Origin of the sequence: Bradyrhizobium sp. SZCCHNRI1029, assembly GCF_032487555.1 — a bacterium.
Classification (GTDB): domain Bacteria; phylum Pseudomonadota; class Alphaproteobacteria; order Rhizobiales; family Xanthobacteraceae; genus Bradyrhizobium.
This window is the reverse complement of the sequence record NZ_JAUEUK010000013.1, coordinates 148,687-170,987: the sequence shown is the minus strand read 5'-3', so window position 1 is coordinate 170,987 and position 22,301 is coordinate 148,687. Positions and strand designations below refer to the sequence as shown.

Here is a 22,301-nt window from a genome sequence, read left to right as displayed (position 1 = left end):
CCGTGCAAGGCGGCATGGGCCCGGGGTTGATCGGCAGCAAAGTGGGCGGTGAGGCTGGGGGACCTCACCGCCCGAGTTCCTTCCGACGGAGGGGGGCGTTGTCCAACGGAAGGTTTGCGGGAGCGGAACTTTAAGCCCGCCCCCAGGAAGAGCCGCCGGCGCGGGGGCACATGCCGGCGGTCTCCCATCTCGTAAGGGCCTTATCTCGTAAGGGCCTTGGCCCTCGCTCAGCCCTTGGCCAGCGGCACCGCGACGAAGCGCGACTGCCCGCCGCTCTTCACACGCATCAGCACGCTGTTCTTGTTGTCGGCCTTGGCGGCGTTGATCGCTTCGCGCACGTCACCGGCGGAGGTCACCGACTTGCCCGCGACCTCCAGGATGACGTCGCCTTCCTTGAAGCCGCGATCGGCCGCCGCGCTCTTCGGGTCGACCTCGGTGACGACGACGCCGTCCTTGCCGGCACCGGCGACGCTCGACGCGGGCGCCACGGTCATGCCGAGCTTCGGCACGTCGGCGCCGCGGGTCGGGCTCGCATTGTCGCCGCCGGTGTCGGCCTTGGCCTCGATCGTGTTCGGCAGCTTGCCGAGCGTCAGGTTGATGGTCTTGTCCTCGCCCTTGTGCAGGACGTTGAGCTTGACCGAGGCGCCCGGCGCGATGCCGCCGATGGTGCGGGCGAGCTCACGCGCGTCCTTCACCGGCTCGCCGTTGACCGCGGTGATGACGTCGCCGGACTGGATGCCCGCCTTCGCCGCCGGACCGTTGGCCTGGGGCTCGGCGACCAGCGCGCCCTCGGCCTTCTTCATGCCGAGGCTGTCGGCGATGTCCTGCGTCACCGGCTGGATCTGCACGCCGATCCAGCCGCGGCTGACCGAGCCGTTGTCCTTGAGCTGCGCCACCACGCTCTTAACCGTCGAGGCGGGGATCGAGAACGCGATGCCGACGCTGCCGCCGGAGGGCGAGTAGATCGCGGTGTTGACGCCGACGACGTTGCCGTCGACATCGAACGCCGGACCGCCGGAGTTGCCCTTGTTCACGGGCGCGTCGATCTGGATGAAATCGTCATACGGGCCGTTGCCGATGTCGCGGCCGACCGCCGAGACGATGCCGGCCGTCACCGTGCCGCCGAGGCCGAACGGGTTGCCGACCGCCAGCACCCAGTCGCCGATCCGCGGCTTGCCGTCGGCGAGCTTGGCGAACGGGAAGTTCGTGCTGCCCTCGACCTTGATCAGCGCCAGATCCGTGCGCGGGTCGGTGCCGATCACCTTGGCGCTGTAGGTCTTGCCGTCGTCGGTCGTCACTTCGACCTTGTTGGCGCCGTCGACCACGTGGTTGTTGGTCACGGCGTAGCCGTCGGCGGAGATGAAGAAGCCGGAGCCCTGCCCGGTCACGGCGCGACCGCCACCGCGGCCGCCGCGGCCCGGCATGCCGGGAATGCCGTTCTCACCACCGAAGCGGCGGAAGAAGCGCTCCATCGGCGAGCCCGGCTGGAACGGCGTATCGTCGTCGCTGTCGTCCTTGGCGACCTTCTCGGCGATGTTGACCTTGACCGAAATCACCGACGGCTTCACCCGCTCCACGATGTCGGCAAAGCCGACCGGGCGCGCGACCTTGCTGACCTCGTTGGCGACCTGCGCGTGCGCCGAGGTCGAGAACAGATCGACCGGCGCCCCCTGCGGCGACAGGCCATAGGCGGCGACGCCGAGGCCCGCGACGACGGAGGCCATCAGCGCGACCTTGCGCGCCGAGAACAGGCCGCGCCGGGGCTGGCGATAGGACGGAAGGGAGGACAGGTCGGTCGGACGGTCAGTCATACTGTTTTCTCCGCAAGCGATTTTGGTCAAGGTCTAAACTCGGTCCCGGGCTGTGCGCCCCGTTCGCCAATGAAGATGGGGGCTGCCGCCTTACGGCGTGCTGGCTGCGGCGTTAAACTTCTGTAATGGATGGACACGAACACTGCGGCGGAATGGCGCAGATGGTGGAGCGAGGCGGAAAAGCCTTGCAAGACCAGGGGTTTGCCAGCGTCCCGGCCGCCCCGTAGCGGCCATCATTTTGGCCGGTCCGGCCAAAGTCGTACCCCCCGTAGGGCGGGTTAGCCGCAGGCGTAACCCGCCGCCTTTCCAACAGCCCCCGATCCAGCCGCCGCACATCCGCCCGCACCGGAGCCAGCCCCGGCGGATGACGCTTGCGCTGATCCGCCCTACCCGTCCGGTGCGCTCGCAATGACGCCCGGAGCAACTATCCTGATCCCCACTATCAAACAGCATGTGGAGAAAACTAACCGCGAGTCGAGCCTCCACATCCTCGCGACGCATCCCGCGCCCGAGTCATGCCCTTGAACTCGCACCCTCACAGCGAGGGCACAGGGAAGGCCGGGCGCTGGCCGCGCCCGTGGCCCGCCTGCGGAAAAAATGCAGGCGGCAGGTACCACAGGTCTGGCCGAACACGCCCGGCCCTCCCTGCGCGATGGTTTTAACATTTATACGTGGTCTCCCCGGGGACCGGCTCATTGACCCCGTCGCCGGCGGATCATCACCACCGGCTTGGCCTCGGCACCGGGAGGCCAGGACGACACGATTTCCTGTCCGCGATCCGCCGTTCGTCGGCGAGGCCAAAGCCCCGCTGCGGCCGACCGCATCCATCGCATTCCGCAACCCGCGTCCGTGACGATCGCGATACGCTCCCTCAGCGGTACGGAACGCGGTGGAAGATACGGGTGATTTGGGGGAGAACGCAAGAGGATTTTTGATTTTCGGAATAAAGCCACCCATTTTACGACCCCACGATTTGGCTAATAGGAAGGGCCGCAACGAAATTCGGGAAACGATCAGCCGTAATCCCTATAAATTTTCGGGATTGCAACTTCAGGCAACACCCCGCTCCGAATGAACTCTGATACTCTAGCTTGCGATTCAATTCGCCAGTCATTGCATTGCTGTCAGGCATCTCCAATCAGCTTGACGACGCCGCGAAGCGAGCGCCCCAACAGTGATACGCAATCTCACATTATGGGTCGGAGCTTCTGCTGTACGTGTGGGAAGACTATGGGTGCCTGCTCGCAACACTGAAACGGTGCTGGCGAGGTACACCAAGCAAACTTTCTGTCTCACTGGCCACGAGCAGTTCCCATATTGTTTTCTAGGCTCCGCAACGGCAGTTCGATGGCACGACAAGTACTTTCTTTTATGGTGTCGCCACCAAACGAAAGATTACGCACCTGATGATGTCACGATCCCAATCGAGGACGGAAAGATACTTGTGTCGGGATCGCGCCTTCTTTTCGTAAGCACCGATAGCAGCAGTATTGACGAAGATTTCAACGATCTACAGGCAATGGAGTTCGCGCCTGAAAACTATCAATCTCCAAATCTTGAATCGGCATTCTTTCCAATCCAGGAGAGCGATGCGTGGAACGGAAATTCCGACACTCAATTCTACCTGTTTGGTTATCCTACGGAGTACCGAAGCGTTGACTACGAGATCCCGCATGTACATCTAAAACAGGTAGTCACCACCGGAAACTACATCGGAGCGAGCCATGCCCGGCATGTGCATCGTATAAAGATCACAGGCAAGACGCCTTTTTCTCAAGACGGCTTGAGTGGCGGCCCCATCTATCATATCGCACGAGACAGGAATTCCTACTTCGTAGGACTTGCTGGAATAATGATACGCGGTGGAAATCAGCACGTTTACTTCATCGACGTCCGGTTTATTTTGTCGCTTCTCCGATCGGCTTGGCCAGCATGATCAGGAGCAAGCACAGCCGGACGAACGTTGCGACACCAAGGTTTATCTCTGAAGCTCGTGTGTTCCCGGATCGCGCCATGTATTTTCAGCCGCAGGTGTGACGCGAGCAGCCGCCACAAACTCCACCGTCGTCCCCGCGAACGCGGGGACCCATAATCCGCGGCGGTCCTTGCTTAGAACGACTGGTCCCACATCTCGCCAACGACATCTTCCTGTGGTTATGGGTCCCGGATCGGCGCGTGCTGCGCACGCTTGTCCGGGACGACAGCGGAGCGCTTGGTGACGGCTCGCCCATCGACGATCCGAAGGGCGGCTTAGCCGAGGGCGTAAGCCGCCGCGCTGTCTCGGGTGGCGATGGCGGATTACGCTGCGCTAATCCGCCCTACTCGTCCGACGCCGGAGCTACACACCGTGCTCCCATCACGCCGCCTGCAACGACCCCAGGAACCTGCTCACCTCCCGCTTCAACCGTCCGCTCTCCGCCGACAGCGACCGTGCTGCCGCCAGCACCTGCGACGACGCTGACCCCGTCTCCGACGCGCCGCGCTGCACGTCGTCGATATTCCGCGACACGCGCTGGGTGCCGTTGGCGGCGTGCTGGACGTTGCGGGAGATTTCCTGGGTGGCGGCGCCCTGCTCTTCCACCGCGGCGGAGACGGCGGCCGAGATTTCCGACAGGCGGCCGATGGTGCTGCCGATCTCCTTGATCGAGCCGACCGACTCCGCGGTGGCGGCCTGGATGCCGGAGACCTGCTGGGCGATCTCGCCGGTGGCCTTGGCGGTCTGCTCGGCCAGCGCCTTGACCTCGGCCGCGACGACCGCGAAGCCGCGGCCGGCTTCGCCCGCGCGCGCCGCCTCGATGGTGGCGTTGAGCGCCAGCAGATTGGTCTGGCCGGCGATGCTACTGATCAGCTCGAGCACGTCGCCGATGCGGGTCGCGGCCTTCGACAGGGTGCCGACGCGCTCGTTGGTGCGGTTGGCCTGCGCCACGGCCTCGCTGGCGATGCGCGCGGATTCCTGCACCTGACGGGAGATCTCGCTGACCGAGGACGACAGCTCCTCGGCGGCGGAGGCCACCGTCTGCACGTTGGATGACGCCTCCTGCGAGGCAGCGGCGACGTCCGTCGACAAATCCTGGCCGCGTGCCGCGGTGCTGGTCAGCGTGCCGGCGGAGGCTTCGAGCTCGCTGGAGGCATGCGACACGGCATCGACGATCTCGCCGACGGCCTGCTCGAACTGGCGGGCGAGCTTCGCCATGTCGTCCCGGCGCTGCTGCTCCTGCCGCGCTTCGGCGTCCGCATGCTCGGCGCGCAGACGCTCGGTCTCGGCCATGCTGTCCTTGAACACCTGGATCGCCGTCGCCATGGCGCCGATCTCGTCGCTGGCGCCGCGGCCGGGAATTTCGACGGCGACATCGCCGCTCGCGAGCCGTCCCATCGCCCGCGTCATCGCCCCCAGCGGGCCGACGATGCTGCGCGCGATCAGGAAGGCGACGAGGCAGCCGAACAGGATGGCGGCGGCGCCGACCAGCATCTGCAGCGAGATGGTGCTGTCGATGGCGCCCTCGGCGCGCGCGCGAGAAGCGTGATAGTCGGCATTCACGCCCGTTTCGGCGGCCTTGAGCGTGTCGATGCTCCGGGCGATCAGCGGCTCGATCGCGTTGGCGTAGATGTCCTCGGACTTCAGTGCCGCGGCGGCGGTGGCCTCGAACGCGGTCTTGTTCAGCTCCAGCGAGGCCTTCACCGGCGCGATCGCGGCCAGCACGCCCGCCGGCGGCGACGCGCTCTCCAGCGTGGCGAGCCGCTGCTCGACATTGTCGACGCCGGCGCGGAAGGCGGAGGCGGACTTGGTGTCGCGCAGCGCCAGGAAGCGCCAGGTCGCGATGCGGACGAGCTGCAGGCGGGCGTCGATGTCGGCGACCGCAGTCATGACCTCCGGTTCTTTCGAGATGCGCGCCGCGATCGACAGCTTGGCGGCCTTGGCGGCGAGGTCCTCGCCGCCCGGCAGCAGCGCGGCGCGGCCGCTCTTCACCTGCTTGACGGCCTCGCTGAGCGCGGCGCGCTGGGTCTGCATCTGCGCGATCTCGCCGGTGAGATCGCCATAGAGCCTGCGCCGCTCCGCGGACAGCGGGCCGGCGGTGGCCGCCTCCAGCAGCGCCGTCGCCGCCGCCTCGCGCTCGGCCGCCTCCTTGAGCGCCGGCTCGTTGGCGTCGTGGATGTAGCGCAGGTTGGCGCGCTGGATCGCCTGCAAATGGTTGGAGATCTGCAGGATGCGCGCGGTCGCGTCCGACAGCGCCGACATGCTCGCGACCTGGTCGCGCACGGCCCACAGGTTCCACACCGCCACGGCCGCCATCACGGCACCGGCGACGATGAGCGCCGCAAAGCCGGCGTAGAGACGCCCCCTGATCTTCAAGCTCATCATGTCCTCGTCCGCTCCCCCAAGAGCGGCAGGCGGGCGAACTGACGTCGCCAGGCGCCTGCCCCGCAGCATCGGCCGCCTGGCTGGCGACTCACAGCTATGCTGTATGCACGATGGGGGATATTTACTAATAGCGGGTTAGACGGCCGCGGCTCGCAGCTGCCGGTGTGACGCGAGCGGCCTCCACCAACTCCGATGTCGTCCCTGCGAACGCAGGGACCCATACTCCGCGGCGGTTGTCGTGAAACAAGACTGGTCCGACATCCCGCACAACAGCATCTCCCTGTGGCTATGGGTCCCTGCGTTCGCAGGGACGACAGCGGAGGGCTGGGCGACGGCTTCGCGTCATGGCGGGGACGACGCTCTCGCCGCCGTCATTCCGGGGCGCGCGTGAGCGCGAGCCCGGAATCCATAGCCACGACTCGCAGTTGGTGGAGCAATACGCCGAAACGGCCCGTCGCCACCACAACCGCTCGTGGTTATGGATTCCGGGCTCATTCGCGTGCCGCGAATGCCCCGGAATGACGGCGGAGATGATGGCTGGCTGTTGTCGTGCGGCGCTGGCCGGCTGATCAGCTCGCCTTGACGCTCACGATGAACGCACTCCGCGGCGGTTGTCGTGAAACAAGACTGGTCCGACATCCCGCACAACAGCATCTCCCTGTGGCTATGGGTCCCTGCGTTCGCAGGGACGACAGCGGAGGGCTGGGCGACGGCTTCGCGTCATGGCGGGGACGACGCTCTCGCCGCCGTCATTCCGGGGCGCGCGTGAGCGCGAGCCCGGAATCCATAGCCACGACTCGCAGTTGGTGGAGCAATACGCCGAAACGGCCCGTCGCCACCACAACCGCTCGTGGTTATGGATTCCGGGCTCATTCGCGTGCCGCGAATGCCCCGGAATGACGGCGGAGATGATGGCTGGCTGTTGTCGTGCGGCGCTAGCCGCCCGATCAGCTCGCCTTCACGCTCACGATGAACGCATCCACCTCGCGCTTCAGCGTCTCGGCCTGTTGCGACAGCTCGCCGGCGGCGTCGCGGGCCTCAGAGGCGAGGCGGCCGGTTTCGGCTGACGTGGAGCTGATCTGGGCGATGTGGTTGGAGACGTCGAGGGTGCCGCGGGCGGCTTCCTGGACGCTCCGGGAGATGTCCTGGGTGGCGTTGCGCTGCTGCGAGGTGTCGACCTCGATGCCGGACATGATGGCGCTGATCTCGCTGAGCGTGGTCGAGATGCCGTCGATGGCGCCGCGGGTCTCGGCGGTGATGCCCTGGATGCTGGCGACGTGCGCCGAGATCTCGTCGGTCGCCTTGCTGGTCTGGTTGGCGAGGTTCTTCACCTCCGACGCGACGACCGAGAAGCCTCGGCCGGCCTCGCCGGCACGGGCGGCCTCGATGGTGGCGTTCAGCGCCAAGAGGTTGGTCTGCGAGGCGATCGCCTGCACGAGCTGGACGACGGCGCCGATCTTCTCGGCGGCGTCCGACAGCGCGTGGATGGTGTTCTTGCTCTTCTCGGCCTGCGAGGCCGCGCCCTCGGCGCGCTGGGTGGCGTCGGAGACGCGGCGGCTGATGGTGCCGATCGAGCTCGTCATCTCCTCGGTCGAGCCGGCCACGGTCTGGACGCTGCGATTGGCGTGGTTGGCGGCGGCCTCGACCGCATTGGCCTTGGCCGAGGTATCGTTGGCGGCGCGCGACAGGGTCTCGGCATTGCTCTTAAGCCGGATGGCCGAGGACGCCACGCTGCTGACGACGCTGGCGACGAGGTCGTTGAAGGAATGGATGCGGCCGTCGAGAAAGCGCGAGCGCTCGCCCTGGCGCTGCGCCTCCTGCAGCTCGCGCGCGGTAAGGCGCTGGCGCTCGATGCCGTTGGTCTTGAACACCTCGAGCGCGCCGGCGAGCTGGCCGATCTCGTTGCTGAGGCCGAGGCCGGGAATCGACGTGTCGTATTTCTGGTCGGCGACGTCGCGCATGGCCGAGACCATCGCGGCGAGCGGGCGCAGGATGCCGTTCTGCACGGCGGCATAGGTCATCAGGCAGACGGCGCTGGCGAACACGGCGATGGCCGCGCAGGCCATCAGGAAGTAGGAGAACGCCGACTGCGCCTGCTGATAGATCAGCATCGCATGATCACGGGCGGGACCGCTGAGATTGGCGAAGTCCGACGACAGGCTGGTGATCTGGTTGTTGAGATAGAGCACCGCGATGAAGCCGGTGCCGCCGCCGATCGCCAACAGCATGAGGAGAGAGGCGACGACGCCTCCCACGAGGAAGCGGATCGTCAGATTGCTGTTGGAGAACATCGGCTTTGCCCGGGTACGTCAGACGGAATGTCAACGCACACTTCCAGACAAAGGTAAAATAAGCTGAAAGCGCGGGTAGGTGCGGAGCACGGGAAAGCACGGGGGTTTTGCGGATCGACGGCGCGTTCTCATTTGCTGCGCACGCTTCTTACTCGCGACAGCCGGCCTTCGCACCACGCGCGCTTTCAGCCCGCCTCTCTCCGTCGTCATGGCCGGGCTTGACCCGGCCATCCACGTCGTCCGGCACTCTGGGATCCACGTGGATGCCCGGGTCAAGCCCGGGCATGACGGAGTAACTAACTGGCAGGGGATCGTGGCGTTAGCGGATCATCACGTCGCCGGCGGCTGCTCGGCGGCCATCAGCGCGGCGAGGCGCGCCTCCTCCTCGGCCGTCAGCTTCGGCGTGCCCTCCGCGCCGCGCTGGCCGCGGCGGCGGACCTGCCACCACAGCGCCAGGCCGCCGCCGAGCAGCAGCGCCGGCGGCAGCAGCCACAGCAGGAGGGTCTGGCGCTCGAAGCGCGGCTTCAGCAGCACGAACTGGCCGTAGCGCGCGACCAGGAAATCCAGCACCTGATTGTCACTGTCACCGGCGGCGAGGCGCTCGCGCACCAGCAGGCGCAGGTCGCGCGCCAGCGGCGCATCGGAATCGTCGATCGACTGGTTCTGGCAGACCATGCAGCGCAGCTCGCGCGACAGCGCGCGGGCGCGCTGCTCCTTGGCGGTGTCCGACATGACCTCGTCGGGCTGCACGGCATGCGCGACCGGTGCGGCAAGCAGCAGCAGCGCGAGCGCGAGGAAGCCGAGACTGCGTCGCATCCGCCCTACTCCGCCGGCTGCAGCGCGCGCGCGGCGCGCGCCGGCCGCGGCGCGCCGACGCGCAGGCGCCGGTCGGACAGCGACAGCAGGCCGCCGAACGCCATCAGCACCGGACCGAACCAGATCAAGAGCACCAGCGGCTTGTGATAGATGCGCACGGCCAGCCCGCCGTCGGCGGTGGCATCGCCGAGCGAGACGTAGAGCTGGCTGACGCCGCGGGTCATCAGCGCGGCTTCCGTCGTCGACATGCCGCGGGTGGCGAAGCTGCGCTTGCTAGGCGTCAGGACGCTGAGCTGCCTGCCGTCCTCGCTGATGACGAAGGTGCTGACGACCTCGCTGAAATTCGGGCCCTGGCGCTGGCTCATGCCGTCGAACTTGATCTGGTAGCCGGCGAGATTGCGGACGTCGCCCGGACGCAGCGTGCTGATCAGCTCGCTGTTCCAGGTGGTCTCGCAGACGATGCCGAGCAGCGCGACGCCAAGGCCGGCATGCGCGAACGCCGTGCCCCACACCGAGCGCGGCAGGCCGGCCGTCCGGTGCAGCGCGGTCCTGAACGGCACGCGGGCCACGCCGCTGCGCTCGACCAGATCGACGACCGAGCCGGTGATGACGAACACGCCGAGACCGATGCCGAGCGGCGCCAGCGCGCTGCCGCCGCGCGCCCAGGCCCAGACGATCGCGATCGTCACCAGCGCCGTGACGCCGGCCGCGAGCAGCCGTTGGGCCGCCGCGACGAGGTCGCCGCGCTTCCACGCCAGCATCGGGCCGAACGGCACCATCAGCAGCAACAGCGCGAACAAGGGGCCGAAGGTGATGTTGTAGAACGGCGCGCCGACCGAGAGCTTGAAGTCGAGCGCCTCCATGATCACCGGGTATAGCGTGCCGAACAGCACGGTGGCGCAGGACACGGTGAGCAGCAGATTGTTCAAGACCAGCGCGCCTTCGCGCGAGATCGGCGCGAACAGCCCGCCCTGCTTCAGCGCGGTGGCGCGGCCGGCGAACAGCGTCAGGCTGCCGCCGATGAACAGCACGAGGATGCCGAGGATGAACACGCCACGCGTCGGATCGCTGGCGAAGGCGTGCACCGAGGTGATGACGCCGGAGCGCACCAGGAAGGTGCCGAGCAGGGACAGCGAGAAGGTCAGGATCGACAGCAGGATGGTCCAGACCTTGAGCGCGTTGCGCTTCTCCATGACGACAGCGGAGTGCAGCAGCGCGGTGCCGGCGAGCCAGGGCATCAGCGAGGCGTTCTCGACCGGGTCCCAGAACCACCAGCCGCCCCAGCCGAGCTCGTAATAGGCCCAGTACGAGCCCATGGCGATGCCGAGCGTCAGAAAGATCCAGGCCATCAGGGTCCACGGCCGCACCCAGCGCGCCCAGGCGGCATCGATGCGGCCTTCGAGCAGGGCTGCGATTGCGAACGAGAACGAGATCGAGAAGCCGACATAGCCGAGATAGAGCATCGGCGGATGCACGGCGAGGCCGATGTCCTGCAGCACCGGATTGAGATCGCGGCCCTCGATCGGCGGGTTGGCGAGCCGCGCGAACGGATTCGATGTGGTCAGGATGAACAGATAGAACGCGGTCGCCACCCAGGCCTGCACCGCGAGCACGCGGGCGCGCAAGGACAGCGGCAGATTGTTGCCGAAGGCCGCGACCATGGCGCCGAACAGCGCCAGGATCGACACCCACAGCAGCATCGAGCCTTCGTGGTTGCCCCACACGCCGGTGATCTTGTAGAGCAGCGGCTTCATCGAGTGCGAGTTCTCGAACACGTTGGCGACGGAGAAATCCGAGGTCACGTGCAACGTGATCAGCGCGATGAAGGAGAGACCGGCGAACAGCAATTGCGCCAGCGCGGCCGAGCGGCCGACATTCATCAGGGCGACGTCACGCTGATACGCGCCGAGCATCGGCACGGTGGACTGAATCAGCGCCAGCGCAAGCGCCAGCACCAGGGCGTAATGTCCGCTCTCTGCAATCACTGCGTCGCTCCTGCCGCGCTCTTGTCAGTGCCCTCGCGCATCGACACCGGGCCCGGTTTGGCGCCGCCTTTCGGCTTGCCGTAATCGTCCTTCCAATGGCCCTGCTTCTTCAGGGCATCGGCCACTTCCTTCGGCATGTAGGTCTCGTCGTGCTTGGCGAGCACGGTATCGGCCTTGAACACGCCGTCGGCATCGAGCGCGCCCTCGGCGACGACGCCCTGCCCTTCGCGGAACAGATCCGGCAGGATGCCCTTGTAGGCGACCGGCAGCTTGGCGCCGCCATCGGCGACCTCGAAGCTGACGGCGAGATCGTCGCCGCGCTTCAGCGAGCCCGGCTGCACCAGGCCGCCGAGCCGGAAGCGCTTGCCCGGGCCGATATGCTTCTCTGCGACCATGGTCGGGGTCGAGAAGAACACGATGGAGTCGCGCAGCGCGTTGAGCACCAGCCCTGCGGCGACCGCGAGCACGAACAGCGCCCCGCCGATGATCGTCAAACGCCTCTGCTTGCGTGTCATCCCTTGATCCCGTTGGCGGCGGAAGCGCCGCTCATCCATCCAAGCCGAAAGTCTTCACGCCCTCGTTGAGCTGCCGCAACCGCTCGGCATCGCCGGACACCGCCTGCCGCGCATCCGACAACGCCCCCTTGGCCTTGTCGAGATCGCCCATCACGACATAGGCGCGCACCAGGCGCAACCAGCCCTCGACGTCGTCGCCATTCTGCTTCAGCCGCGCCGCCAGCCGGTCGACCATGCCGCGGATCATCGTCTCGCGGTCACCGTCGCTCATGCTCTTGGCCGCGGCCATCGCCTCGCTCGGCAGCGCCGGCACCTCGCCGCCGCCGACCCGGCCGAGCGCCGCCGTCACCAGCGGCCGCCACGGCGCATCCGCCGGCGCCTTGCCCAGCATCGCCCGCCAGATGTTGGCCGCATCGTCCTTGCGGCCGTCCTGCTCGGCGGCGAGACCGAGATAGTAGTTCGACTTCGGCTCGTCGGCCTCGAGCGCGTGAGCCCGCTCGAACTCCGCCTTGGCCTCGGCAGTGACGACGCCGCCAGCGGCGGCCGTGATCATCTCGCCGAGATCGGCGCGCTTGGCCGCGCCGTCGCCGGCATAGGTGATCATGTTGCGATAGGCCCGAATCGCGTCATCGGTGCGGCCGAGCCGCGCCAGCACCGGGGCGAGCACGGTCCAGCCGCGGCCGTCGGTCGGGTTCTTCTGCAGGTGCTGCTCGACCTGCGCCACCAGCGTTTCCAGCGGCTGCGTCCCGTTGGGCGGCGCCGCGCGTGCGGTGAGCGGGAAATCCGGCAGTTGCGGCGAGCCGAGCGGCAGGTAGACCGCGAGCGCCACGATCGGCACCCCGATCAGCGCCAGCACGGCCGACGCGCGGCGCAGGCCGAGGCTCGGCTTCCCCGCGGCCTCGCCCTCCTGGTCCGCGGCGGCCAGAAGGCGGCGGCCGATCTCGACCCGCGCGGCTTCCGCCTCGACCTTGCCGATCAGCCCGGTTTCGACGTCGCGCTCGATCTCGGCCAGCTGATCCTTGTAGACGACGACCTCGCGACCGCCAGACGCGGCCCGCGCGCCCAGGCCGAGCGGCAGCAGGACGGCGAAGATCGCCGCGGCCGTCATCACGGCGAACACGAACCAGAGAGTCATCGGACAGAGTTCCAGTCAGCGCCCACCGGCAGGCGCGCCTCGCGCCGCTTTTAACCAGCACCGTTCCCGGCGGCAATTCACATTTGCCGCCGTGGTAGCGCAGCCGTCCGCGCCAAAAAACTCAGGAGGATTACGTAATTAGGGGACCTCGAACTCAGCGCTCTTGGCGAGATAGCTGCCGTGCCCGTTCAGGGCCATAAGGAAATAGGTGCCCGGCCGGACATGGTCGGTGAGCCTGATCCGCAGCGACCCGACCGGGACCGGAGAGGCGATGGTGGTGACGGGATCGGGAAGTGGCGCCCCGCTCGTCTTGTCGACGAGCACGACCTTGGCCTTGATCATGAGGTTGCGATAGGTCGCGCGGACGACGCGGTTCTCGACCTCGACGAAGTTGATGACGGAAATCATGGTCTTGATGAAAATGGATGGAACTTGGCGGAACCTATGCGTGGCCCCGGGGCGAGGTCAACCTGAAATTGCAAAATCAAAAACGTCGACAGACTAGCAGAAAATCTCAACCGGCGCGCGAGGATTTTCGCTCGCCGTTCATCGCGTTCTCGGCCGACCTGCTCATCAATTGGGCGTAGTCGTTGCCGAACAGGACGTGACAGAAGCGGATCGCCGCCGACACCTGCGACTGCCGATAGGCGCGCGCCCGCGCGTCGCCCGAGCGCAGCGACTGCACCAGCGCTTCGGTGGCCTTCTCGACATATTGCTGCAGATCGGAATAGGTCCGCAGCGTCACCTCGTTGATCGCGAGCTCGCTGGCATAGTTGCGGCAGACGGCAACGAACTCGATCAGTGCCGCCACCTCCTCGACCTCGCTGCCATCGACGCCGGCGCCGGCCGGAATGTCCTTGTCGGCGCGCTGGCGCAGGATGCGGCGGACGCGGCCAGGCACGCTGTCGATCTCCGATTGCAGGGCATTGGAGATGTCGGCGCGGATCGCGGTGAGCTGCTTGCCCCAGTTCGAATCCGAGCGCAGGTCGAGCTCGGTGCGCAGGCCGCGAACGCCGTCATGCAGCGTCTTCAGCGTATCGCCGAGATCGGAGAAATGACCGCGCCGGATGTCGGCGCGCAGCACCGAGGCGAGACCGGCGAGATCGTTGAGCGCGATGGTGACGGCGACGCCGAACGGGGTCGCGGCGACCCTGATCTCGTCATCGGAGGCGGCGATCTTGGTGGCGAGACGGATGATCTGCCAGGGCGCGGCGAGCCGCTGCATCACCAGCGACAGTGCGAACGGCAGCATCGAGGGCGTCTGCAGCGACGGCACGTTGATGGCTTCGGTGACGGAGGCAATCTGCGAATCGCCGAGCACGCGGATGATGCCGGGCAGCCGGCCGTTGAGGCCGTCGAGCGCCTCGCGGTTCTGCAGCACCAGCGCGATCGGCAGCAGATCCTCGATCACGCTGGGGGCGCCGATGCGGGCCAGCGCGCGCTGGCGGTCGCCGGTCGCGTTGGGGCCGACGAGGTTCATCAGCGCCTCGGCGGCGGCGCGCTGCAGCTTGCGTGCGGCCATCTCGACCTCGCGCGAACTGTCGCCGGAGACCGACATCGCGGCCTCGAATTCGGCGTAGCGCTCCGGCGCGCCTTCGCGACCGAGCCACTGCCAGACCGGCAGCAGCGAGGCACGGCGGATCTGGCCGGGACGGAGAGGACCGGTGGAATCGGTGAGGAACGGGTCGAGCGGCCGGAACAGCCGACGCGGGCCATCGCCGCTCTGGCGGCGCTCGTCGCGGCCTTGCGGACGGGCGACCTCGATGGCGGGTTGGGGCCGCGCCGGGTCGGCTGCTGGAGCGGGAGCCGGCGGCGCGACGGGCCGCACCACCTTGCGCAGCTGCTCGAGCACCAGGGTCGCCACGGCGACGTCCTGGCCGCGCTCGATGGCGCGCTCGAATTCGCGCATCAGGAGCGACTGCGCGTTCGGCGGCAGCTGCCCGAGATATTCCCTTAACCGCTCGTGAGCTGTCTGACCCATGCGCCGGCGTGCAAATTTCCACGGCGAGAGCGCACATCGCGCACCCCTGCCCGAACCATAGCGTCCGCGATATTAAGAACACCTTTAGGATGGCGAAATTCGCCGCCCCGTCAAACGCCGGGCAGTCGCAGCTCCGCCCGCAGTCCCCCGGTCGGGGCATCGCCCAGGGTCAGGCGGCCGCCATAGAGCGCAGCCAGATCGGTGACGATCGACAGCCCGAGCCCCGACCCCGGCTTGGATTCGTCCAGCCGCTGGCCGCGCCGCAGCACCTGGGCGCGCTCGGCCGCCGAAAGGCCGCGGCCATCGTCATCGACCACGATCCGCAGCATCGGCGAGGCCCCGGACTGGGCCGGCGGCTCCACGGTGAGCTCGACCGAGACCCGCGAAGCCGCCCATTTGCAGGCATTGTCGACCAGATTGCCGACCATCTCCTCGAGATCCTGGCGCTCGCCGCGAAACCGCGCGGCGGGATCGGCGGTCGCCTCGACCACGATGCTGCGGTCGCGGTAGATCTTTTCCATGGTGCGGCGCAGCGCCTCGATGGCCGGCGCCACCTCCGTCACGGTGGACACGATGGTGACGCGCGCGGCGATCCGCGCCCGCTCGAGGTGGTGGGCGACCTGGTCGCGCATGACGTCCGCCTGCTCCATCACCTTGGCCGCGAAGGGGTCCGCCGCATGGGTCGCCGCTTCGTTCACGATGACCGAGAGCGGCGTCTTGATGGCATGGGCGAGATTGCCGACATGCGTGCGCGCCCGCTCGACGATCTCGCGATTGGCGTCGATCAGCGCATTGGTCTCGCGGGCCAGCGGCGCGATCTCCACCGGAAACTCCCCTTCCAGCCGCTCGGCGCGCCCGGACCGGATGTCGGCGATCGATTCGGAGATGCGTTTCAGCGGCGCGAGGCCATAGCGGACCTGGAAGATGGTCGTGAGCAGCAGCACGATCCCGAGCGCGGTGAAGGTGCCGCCGAGGTAGTAGTCGAAGCTGCGGGTCTCGTCGAAGATCTCCGAGGCATCGCCGGCGACGCTGACCAGGAACTTGCCGTCGGAGCCGAGATCCACCGGACGCTCGACCATGCGCAGGTCCTGGTTCTCCGGCCCTTCGACATATCCGATCCGGATCCCGGCCGCCGTCAGCTCGATCCCCTGCTCCTCCAGCTTGGGCAGCTTCTTGTCCCACAGCGAGCGCGAGGCCCGTACCTCCGGCTTCTCGGCGTCGGTACGGGTGATCTGCCAGTACCAGCCGGACAGCGGCAGCTCGAACAGCGGCTCGCCCAAGGACTGGAATTGGCGGTCCGGCGGATCGTCGGGGGTGGCGACCTCGGCGATCAGGGTGCGGAGATAGAGGTTGAGCCGGCGATCGAAGGCGCGCTCGGTCGCATTGCGATACACCGAGGACAGCACGATGCCGGTGATGGCGAGGATGACCACGAGCCACGCGGTCGCGGACAGGAACAACCGGGTGGCAAGTGAACTCTGGCGCATGACCGCAAACTAGCGAAACGGCCGGCGCCCGGCCACCTCGAATGGCTGGCTCCGGAAACGGATCAGGCGCCTGCGGCCGGCGGCGGGGTCAGCAGGTAGCCGAGGCCGCGCACGGTCTGGATGACGTCGCAGTCGAGCTTCTTCCTGATGCGGCCGACGAACACCTCGATGGTGTTCGAGTCGCGGTCGAAGTCCTGGTCGTAGAGATGCTCGACCAGCTCGCTGCGCGAGACGACGCGGCCGGAATGATGCATCAGATAGGACAGCAGGCGGTATTCGTGTGAGGTCATCTTGACGGGGTTGCCCGACACGCTGACCTTGCCAGTGCGGGTGTCGAGGGTGACCGGCCCGCAGGTCAGCTCGCTCTGGGCGTGGCCGGCCGAGCGGCGCAGCAGCGCGCGGATGCGCGCCAGAACCTCTTCCAGGTGGAAGGGCTTGGCCACGTAGTCGTCGGCACCGGCGTCGAAGCCCTGGACCTTGTCGCTCCAGCGGTCGCGCGCGGTGAGAATCAAGACCGGCATCGCCCGGCCATTGCGCCGCCACGCCTCCAGCACCGAAATGCCGTCCATCTTGGGCAGGCCGATGTCCAGCACGACAGCGTCGTAGGGCTCGCTGTCGCCCAGATAGTGCCCTTCCTCCCCATCGAACGCACGGTCCACGACGTAGCCGGCGTCGCTCAGGGCCGTGGTGAGCTGACGGTTGAGATCCGGATCGTCCTCGACAACGAGCAGACGCACGCTTGCCTCCAAAGCTGAACTGCACGATTTCCGCCCTCAAGATGAACCGGAAGGCCGTGAACCGTGCATGAACGGAACCCGAGCGACCAGGTTACTTTTTGGTCATCTCGATCGGGACCGCCGGCAGGGGCCGACAGAATTGGGGCGGATATAAGCTCTGAAAGACGGGCATGAGAAGACCCGCCGCACGGATGGCGGGGCTCGAACGCGGATCTGAGGGACGCGGACGGACGTTACCCGGCCACGCAATGGAGCGGATCGAACGGTCCTCGCGTCAGGTGCGGAAGAACACGAACCAGATCAGGCCAAGGACGAGCAGCGCCAGTCCGGTGGAGATGGCCAGGATCGCCAGGACGGACGGTCCAGGCTCGCCCTGCCGCGCTTCGGTGGGGGTCTCGACGATCTGCGTCGGTCGTCTGGCTGTCATGGTGCCCTCAGCTCACTGTTATTCGAGCGGTGAAGCGCTCTGTCACGCACTCCCGTTGGCAACGTCGGCCGCCAGATGATGTTCCGGGGCGGCGCCCCCTGCGACGGGTTAACGCCGATCCGAGAATCTGCCGGCCAGCTTGTTGAATCCGCAGCCTCGGGTGTTATCCTCGCGGCTGCCGCGAGAACGACGCCCGCAGCAGTCCGGTTCGGAGCAAGCCGTTAGTTCGGAGTTAAGTGGAGTAGGTCATGGCCCCGCGCGCCAATTGGAAGGGTTTTCTGCGCCTGTCGCTCGTGACCTGTCCGGTCGCGCTCTATCCGGCGACGTCGGAGTCCGAGAAGGTCTCCTTCAACCAGATCAACCGCAAGACCGGCCACCGCATCAAATACAGCAGGGTCGATGCCGAGACCGGCGAGGAAGTCGCCAATGACGACATCGTCAAGGGCTACAAGGTCGACACCGACACCTACATCGAGGTCACCAAGGACGAGCTCGAGGACATCGCGCTGGAATCGACGCACACGATCGAGATCGACGAGTTCGTGCCGCGCACCGACATCGACAGCCGCTATCTGATCCGTCCCTATTATCTCGTCCCCGACGGCAAGGTCGGCCACGACGCCTTCGCGGTCATTCGCGAGACCATCCGCAGCATGGACAAGGTCGCGATCGGCCGGGTCGTGCTCACCAATCGCGAGCACATCATCGCGCTGGAGCCGCTCGGCAAGGGCCTGATGGGAACGCTGCTGCGCTACCCTTACGAGGTGCGCAACGAGGAAGAATATTTCGACGACATCCAGGATGTGAAGATCACCAGCGACATGCTGGATCTCGCCAAGCACATCGTCGAGAAGAAATCTGCCGACTTCCAGCCGGAGAACTTCGAGGATCACTACGAGGCCGCGCTGATCGAGCTCATCAACAAGAAGCGCAGCGGCGTGACCATCGCCGCCAAGGCTGCACCGAAGTCGAGCGGCAACGTCATCAACCTGATGGACGCCCTGAAGCGCAGCCTTGCCAGCGAGGGTGACAAGGCGCCCGCCGCTGGCGCCCCCGCGCCGAAGGCCAAGGCCAAGAAGCCGAAGAAGCGCGTCGAAGGCCAGCGCGAGATGCTGCTGCCGATCAGCGGCAAGAAGGCCAAGGACGAGCCGAAGAAGGCCGAGGAGCCGAAGAAGTCGGAGAAGCCGGCACGAACCACCGCACGCTCACGCAAGGCCAGTTGAGGCTTCGATACGGCGAACGACATCTGAACCTTCGCGCGGCGCACGGGTCCCTGTGCATAACGGTCGCTCGACCGCGACTCCCGCGAGTTCCAGCTGTTGCCGTGGGCACGCCATCGCGCGTGGTGTTGCGGGTCATCCACCAAGGACACCGCATCGATCGTCCCCCCAATTGGTGGAAAAAATATCTGCCTAGGTCAGGTAAGTCGATCCTGCGATGGTGGTCCGGCGATCAGGCGCGGATTTGTGATCGTTTCGACATCACTTCGATGCTTGCGGAATGATCACGTCGCACCTAGCTCTGCGGCGCGGGATGGTGATCCGGGCGTAAGCTTCCTGATGGAAGATTGATGTGCCTGATCGGTCGGGACGACGCTGGCGAAGTCGTCCCAGCCGCACGACGCGGCGTATCAGGGGGATGTGGATGTTTCAGCACGATGCGGACCAACGCCGGGCGCAGTACGCCTAGCGATGGCACGGGTTCAGCTGTCCGAGCTCTCCGCTTTCGCAGCCGTCGCGGATTCGTTGAGCTTCACCAAGGCGGCCGCTCATCTCGGCTGCTCCTTGCCGACCATCAGCCAGACCATCAAGAGCCTCGAGGAGCGGCTGGACGTCAGGCTGTTCAACCGGACGACGCGCAGCGTGGCCCTCACCGAGGCCGGCGAGCGCCTGCTGGCGGAGATCCAGCCGATTCTCGAACGGGTCGACCAGGCCATCGAGAGCATCAACGCGTTCCGCGACAAGCCGATGGGTACCCTGCGCCTGACCGTATCCCGTGTGTTCGCCGTGAGAGGGCTCGGGCCCCTGATCAGGTCATTCCTGGCCGAATACCCGGACATCCATATCGAACTGGCTGTCGACGACACCAACAGTGACATCGTGCGCAATCGCTTTGATGCCGGCATCAGATCCGGCCACCGGGTGGAGCGCGACATGAAGGTCATCCGCGTCTTCGACGAGTGCAGCTTCGTTGCGGTTGCCGCCCCCGGCTATCTCGCGGCGCATCCCGCGCCGGCCGTGCCCGAGGATCTCCAGGCCCATAATTGCATCCGACATCGGGTCCCTGCCGACGATACGCTGCAGCCCTGGATCTTCGAAAAGGGCGGCGAGCGCACCGAGATTGCCGTGGACGGCTCCCTTATCGTCAACGACTTCGATCTCGCGCTGAATGCCGCGCTCGACGGCATCGGCGTCGCGTATCTCGTCGAGCCGATGATCGAGTCGCATCTGGCCGACGGACGGCTAATGCGGCTGCTGCCCGGCTGGCGCTACGCGACGCCCGGACTGTTCCTGTACCATCCGAGCCGCCGGCAACCGCCGATGCCGCTGCAGGTCTTTCTCGACTTCGTCAAGCGCTGGCGCAGCGGCGTCACGCTGGACGCAATGTCGCGCGCGGCGGATTACGACGCACGCGGGTTGGTAGCAGCGACGTCACATCGAACGTCGATTCACGTCGAGCCCAACCGTCGCTGAGATCGCGTTGCGAGGCTGGAGAGGTCAATCGCGCGTCGGCAGCGGCGCTGCGAACGCGCCATGATGTACGCAGCTTGCGATGTGCACCGGGATTGTTCGGGATTCCCATCTAACCTATTCACGATTATCACCATTAACAAATCGACACCGCGAGGCCAAAACCGCGGCGTGACTGCGTCGATGCTGGTGCGTGCGAGCAGCGTGTTAACGACGATCGAGTGGGCTTCGAACAAAGCAGAGCGCATTCATCAAATTGAAATTGGCTCATGCACACTTCATTCAACCATTCCGCCGGCCGCGCTGATCGAGCCGTCGTCGGAATCAGAGGTGTGGGAGCGGCAATCTGGCGAAGCCAGGGGCGACACGCGGGGGGCCGTGTGCATCGCCATCAACCGGAGAAACGGGAAATGAAGACGTTGAGGGGCCTGCTACTCGGAACGGGAGCAGTGATATTGTCCGCCGCGGCGGCGCAGGCTGCGGATCTTCCACTGAAGGCCAAAGCCGTCGAATATGTGAAGGTGTGCTCGCTGTACGGCACGGGCTTCTACTACATTCCCGGTACCGACACCTGCATCAAGCTCGGCGGCTATCTGCGCGCCGAGACCGCGCTGTGGACCAACAGCAACTATGGTGGCGCCTATTCAGGCCAGGCCGGCGCCGATAACCGCCTGAGCAACCGCTATCAGACCCGTTCGCGCCAGGATCTGAACATCGATACGCGCACCGCGACCGAATATGGCGTGGTGCGTACCTATTTCGAGACCGTGCTGAACTGGACCTCGGGCTCCTATGGCGGTGCGGGCGCCGGCGCGACGTCCTACACCGGCGACGCCATCTCGGGCGGCATCGTCGGCGTCTACTACGCCTTCATCCAGTTCGCCGGATTCACGATGGGCAAGGCCGTGTCGACCTTCGACGCGCCCTGGACCAACTATCCTGGCAACAATTTCGACGGCCTGGTCGGCGGCAGCGGCTCCAACAACGGCGTCAACCAGTTCACCTACACCGCCGATTTCGGCCAGGGCATCACCGCCGCGGTCTCGCTGGAAGACCAGACGCAGTTCTTCACCACCAACATCTGGAACACCTCGGGCATCACCGCGGCCGGCGTGCTCGGCGGCAATTATGGCTCGAGCAGCTTCGGCGGGACGGTGTCTCCCGACATCATCGGCATGGTTCGCGTCGACCAGGCGTGGGGCATCTTCCAGGCGTCGTTCGCCGCGCATGACAATCATGCCGCCTATTACGGCGCGTCCGAGACCTCGGGTCATCCCTCCGACAAGTGGGGCTGGGCCGCGCAACTGGCGCTGTCGATCAAGAACATCCCGACCGGTCCAGGCGACGTCGTCAACCTGCAGGCGGTCTACACCGACGGCGCGAGCCGCTACAACTTCCAGAGCCTCGCCAACACGACCTATTCGATGTATGGCAGCACGGGCGTAGCCGGCGCCTATCAGAGCATCGGCTTCGCCGGCGTCGGCGACGCGGTGTTCGGCACCGGCACGGGCCTGTCGACCGTGCAGACCTGGGGCATGCGCGGCGCCTTCACCCACAATTGGGATCCGCGCTGGAATACGGCGCTGTATGGCGCCTATGCCCAGGTGCGCTATGGCCAGACGGGATCGAGCCTCATCTGTGCCGGCATCGCCGCCACCGGGATGCTGACCGCGGGCTCGACCTGCAATCCCGACTTCAATCTCGGACAGATCGGCCTCATCACCCGATGGACGCCGGTCAAGGGCCTCACCTTCTCGGCCGACGTGACCTACAGCCACCTCGACCAGAAATATTCGGGCACGGCGATTGCTCCGGCCGTCACGAGCACGGCAAAGCCGGCCGCGATCTACCAGCTCAAGGACCAGGACACGGTGAGCATGCTGCTGCGCGCCCAGCGCAACTTTTGAAGCTGGACTGTTGAACCTCTGACTGCTCGACGAGCTTCCGGCGATGCCCCCGCCGGAAGCTTCGTTCGTGGAGACAGGCGGCGCGTCGCACGCAACAGAATGGGATGGGGCACAATGCAGCAGGCGTCGTGCACAATCACGACGCCTGTGACTTGATCG

The 22,301-nt window shown here is 66.4% G+C and carries 17 protein-coding genes; 5 read left to right on the top strand and 12 right to left on the bottom strand.

Translation table 11 applies throughout. The features are described 5' to 3' along the window. Positions 1-227: 227 nt before the first annotated feature. A complete protein-coding gene (locus QW861_RS29815) occupies positions 228-1,811 on the bottom strand; it encodes a Do family serine endopeptidase (RefSeq protein ID WP_316193842.1) in 1,584 nt (527 codons plus the stop codon). 1,234 nt (positions 1,812-3,045) lie between these two features. On the opposite strand from QW861_RS29815, the gene QW861_RS29810 reads away from it, so the two are divergent. Beyond that, on the top strand, positions 3,046-3,747 hold the full coding sequence (locus QW861_RS29810; RefSeq protein ID WP_316193841.1) for a hypothetical protein: 702 nt from the start codon (positions 3,046-3,048) through the stop codon (positions 3,745-3,747). Between the two features lie 420 nt (positions 3,748-4,167). On the opposite strand, the gene QW861_RS29805 is transcribed toward QW861_RS29810, so the two are convergent. The 11 genes from QW861_RS29805 to QW861_RS29755 form a co-directional block, all read right to left on the bottom strand. Continuing rightward, the gene (locus QW861_RS29805) at positions 4,168-6,171 is read right to left on the bottom strand and encodes a methyl-accepting chemotaxis protein (protein ID WP_316193840.1); all 2,004 of its coding nucleotides are present in this window, start codon (positions 6,169-6,171) and stop codon (positions 4,168-4,170) included. Positions 6,172-7,118: 947 nt separating this feature from the next. Next, entirely contained in the window at positions 7,119-8,462 is a 1,344-nt protein-coding gene (locus tag QW861_RS29800) for a HAMP domain-containing methyl-accepting chemotaxis protein (protein WP_316171134.1), read from the bottom strand. A 330-nt stretch (positions 8,463-8,792) separates the two neighbouring features. After that, positions 8,793-9,278: a cytochrome c-type biogenesis protein gene (locus QW861_RS29795; protein ID WP_316193839.1), complete on the bottom strand. Its 486-nt coding sequence runs from the start codon at positions 9,276-9,278 to the stop codon at positions 8,793-8,795. Between the two features lie 5 nt (positions 9,279-9,283). Beyond that, positions 9,284-11,263 carry a heme lyase CcmF/NrfE family subunit gene (locus QW861_RS29790; RefSeq protein ID WP_316193838.1) on the bottom strand — a complete coding sequence of 660 codons (1,980 nt, stop codon included), beginning with the start codon at positions 11,261-11,263 and terminating at the stop codon, positions 9,284-9,286. Beyond that, positions 11,260-11,778, bottom strand: a complete 519-nt coding sequence (gene ccmE, locus QW861_RS29785) for a cytochrome c maturation protein CcmE (protein ID WP_315753052.1) — start codon at positions 11,776-11,778, stop codon at positions 11,260-11,262. Before ccmE ends, QW861_RS29790 begins: the two co-directional genes overlap by 4 nt. Positions 11,779-11,809: 31 nt before the next feature. Further along, positions 11,810-12,913: a c-type cytochrome biogenesis protein CcmI gene (gene ccmI, locus QW861_RS29780; RefSeq protein WP_315716146.1), complete on the bottom strand. Its 1,104-nt coding sequence runs from the start codon at positions 12,911-12,913 to the stop codon at positions 11,810-11,812. A gap of 138 nt (positions 12,914-13,051) precedes the next feature. Then, positions 13,052-13,321, bottom strand: a complete 270-nt coding sequence (locus QW861_RS29775) for a hypothetical protein (RefSeq protein WP_315716145.1) — start codon at positions 13,319-13,321, stop codon at positions 13,052-13,054. A 106-nt stretch (positions 13,322-13,427) separates the two neighbouring features. Further along, positions 13,428-14,894 carry a hypothetical protein gene (locus tag QW861_RS29770; protein ID WP_315753053.1) on the bottom strand — a complete coding sequence of 489 codons (1,467 nt, stop codon included), beginning with the start codon at positions 14,892-14,894 and terminating at the stop codon, positions 13,428-13,430. Between the two features lie 110 nt (positions 14,895-15,004). Further along, positions 15,005-16,381, bottom strand: coding sequence for a sensor histidine kinase (locus QW861_RS29765; RefSeq protein WP_315716143.1), 1,377 nt, complete (start codon positions 16,379-16,381; stop codon positions 15,005-15,007). Between the two features lie 62 nt (positions 16,382-16,443). Then, positions 16,444-17,118 carry a response regulator transcription factor gene (locus QW861_RS29760; RefSeq protein ID WP_006614547.1) on the bottom strand — a complete coding sequence of 225 codons (675 nt, stop codon included), beginning with the start codon at positions 17,116-17,118 and terminating at the stop codon, positions 16,444-16,446. A 274-nt stretch (positions 17,119-17,392) separates the two neighbouring features. After that, positions 17,393-17,545, bottom strand: a complete 153-nt coding sequence (locus QW861_RS29755) for a hypothetical protein (protein ID WP_315753054.1) — start codon at positions 17,543-17,545, stop codon at positions 17,393-17,395. Between the two features lie 248 nt (positions 17,546-17,793). Here QW861_RS29755 and QW861_RS29750 point away from each other — a divergent pair, with 248 nt between their 5' ends. The 4 genes from QW861_RS29750 (at position 17,794) to QW861_RS29735 (ending at position 22,142) form a co-directional block, all read left to right on the top strand. Beyond that, positions 17,794-18,768 carry a Ku protein gene (locus QW861_RS29750; protein WP_315753055.1) on the top strand — a complete coding sequence of 325 codons (975 nt, stop codon included), beginning with the start codon at positions 17,794-17,796 and terminating at the stop codon, positions 18,766-18,768. 468 nt (positions 18,769-19,236) lie between these two features. Further along, the gene (locus QW861_RS29745) at positions 19,237-20,238 is read left to right on the top strand and encodes a LysR family transcriptional regulator (protein WP_315753057.1); all 1,002 of its coding nucleotides are present in this window, start codon (positions 19,237-19,239) and stop codon (positions 20,236-20,238) included. Positions 20,239-20,298: 60 nt separating this feature from the next. Further along, positions 20,299-20,649, top strand: coding sequence for a hypothetical protein (locus tag QW861_RS29740; RefSeq protein ID WP_315753058.1), 351 nt, complete (start codon positions 20,299-20,301; stop codon positions 20,647-20,649). Further along, positions 20,646-22,142 carry a porin gene (locus tag QW861_RS29735; RefSeq protein WP_315753059.1) on the top strand — a complete coding sequence of 499 codons (1,497 nt, stop codon included), beginning with the start codon at positions 20,646-20,648 and terminating at the stop codon, positions 22,140-22,142. The genes QW861_RS29740 and QW861_RS29735 overlap by 4 nt, the downstream gene beginning before the upstream one ends. Positions 22,143-22,301 lie beyond the last annotated feature (159 nt).

Excerpts from the sequence above, each read along its gene's own strand:
- QW861_RS29765 (WP_315716143.1), bottom strand. The coding sequence starts at position 16,381 with ATGCGCCAGAGTTCACTTGCCACCCGGTTGTTCCTGTCCGCGACCGCG.
- QW861_RS29745 (WP_315753057.1), top strand. The coding sequence starts at position 19,237 with ATGGCACGGGTTCAGCTGTCCGAGCTCTCCGCTTTCGCAGCCGTCGCG.
- ccmI (WP_315716146.1), bottom strand. The coding sequence starts at position 12,913 with ATGACTCTCTGGTTCGTGTTCGCCGTGATGACGGCCGCGGCGATCTTC.
- QW861_RS29770 (WP_315753053.1), bottom strand. The coding sequence starts at position 14,894 with ATGGGTCAGACAGCTCACGAGCGGTTAAGGGAATATCTCGGGCAGCTG.
- ccmE (WP_315753052.1), bottom strand. The coding sequence starts at position 11,778 with ATGACACGCAAGCAGAGGCGTTTGACGATCATCGGCGGGGCGCTGTTC.
- QW861_RS29815 (WP_316193842.1), bottom strand. The coding sequence starts at position 1,811 with ATGACTGACCGTCCGACCGACCTGTCCTCCCTTCCGTCCTATCGCCAG.
- QW861_RS29740 (WP_315753058.1), top strand. The coding sequence starts at position 20,299 with ATGATGTACGCAGCTTGCGATGTGCACCGGGATTGTTCGGGATTCCCA.
- QW861_RS29735 (WP_315753059.1), top strand. The coding sequence starts at position 20,646 with ATGAAGACGTTGAGGGGCCTGCTACTCGGAACGGGAGCAGTGATATTG.
- QW861_RS29755 (WP_315753054.1), bottom strand. The coding sequence starts at position 17,545 with ATGACAGCCAGACGACCGACGCAGATCGTCGAGACCCCCACCGAAGCG.
- QW861_RS29795 (WP_316193839.1), bottom strand. The coding sequence starts at position 9,278 with ATGCGACGCAGTCTCGGCTTCCTCGCGCTCGCGCTGCTGCTGCTTGCC.
- QW861_RS29750 (WP_315753055.1), top strand. The coding sequence starts at position 17,794 with ATGGCCCCGCGCGCCAATTGGAAGGGTTTTCTGCGCCTGTCGCTCGTG.
- QW861_RS29805 (WP_316193840.1), bottom strand. The coding sequence starts at position 6,171 with ATGATGAGCTTGAAGATCAGGGGGCGTCTCTACGCCGGCTTTGCGGCG.
- QW861_RS29800 (WP_316171134.1), bottom strand. The coding sequence starts at position 8,462 with ATGTTCTCCAACAGCAATCTGACGATCCGCTTCCTCGTGGGAGGCGTC.
- QW861_RS29775 (WP_315716145.1), bottom strand. The coding sequence starts at position 13,321 with ATGATTTCCGTCATCAACTTCGTCGAGGTCGAGAACCGCGTCGTCCGC.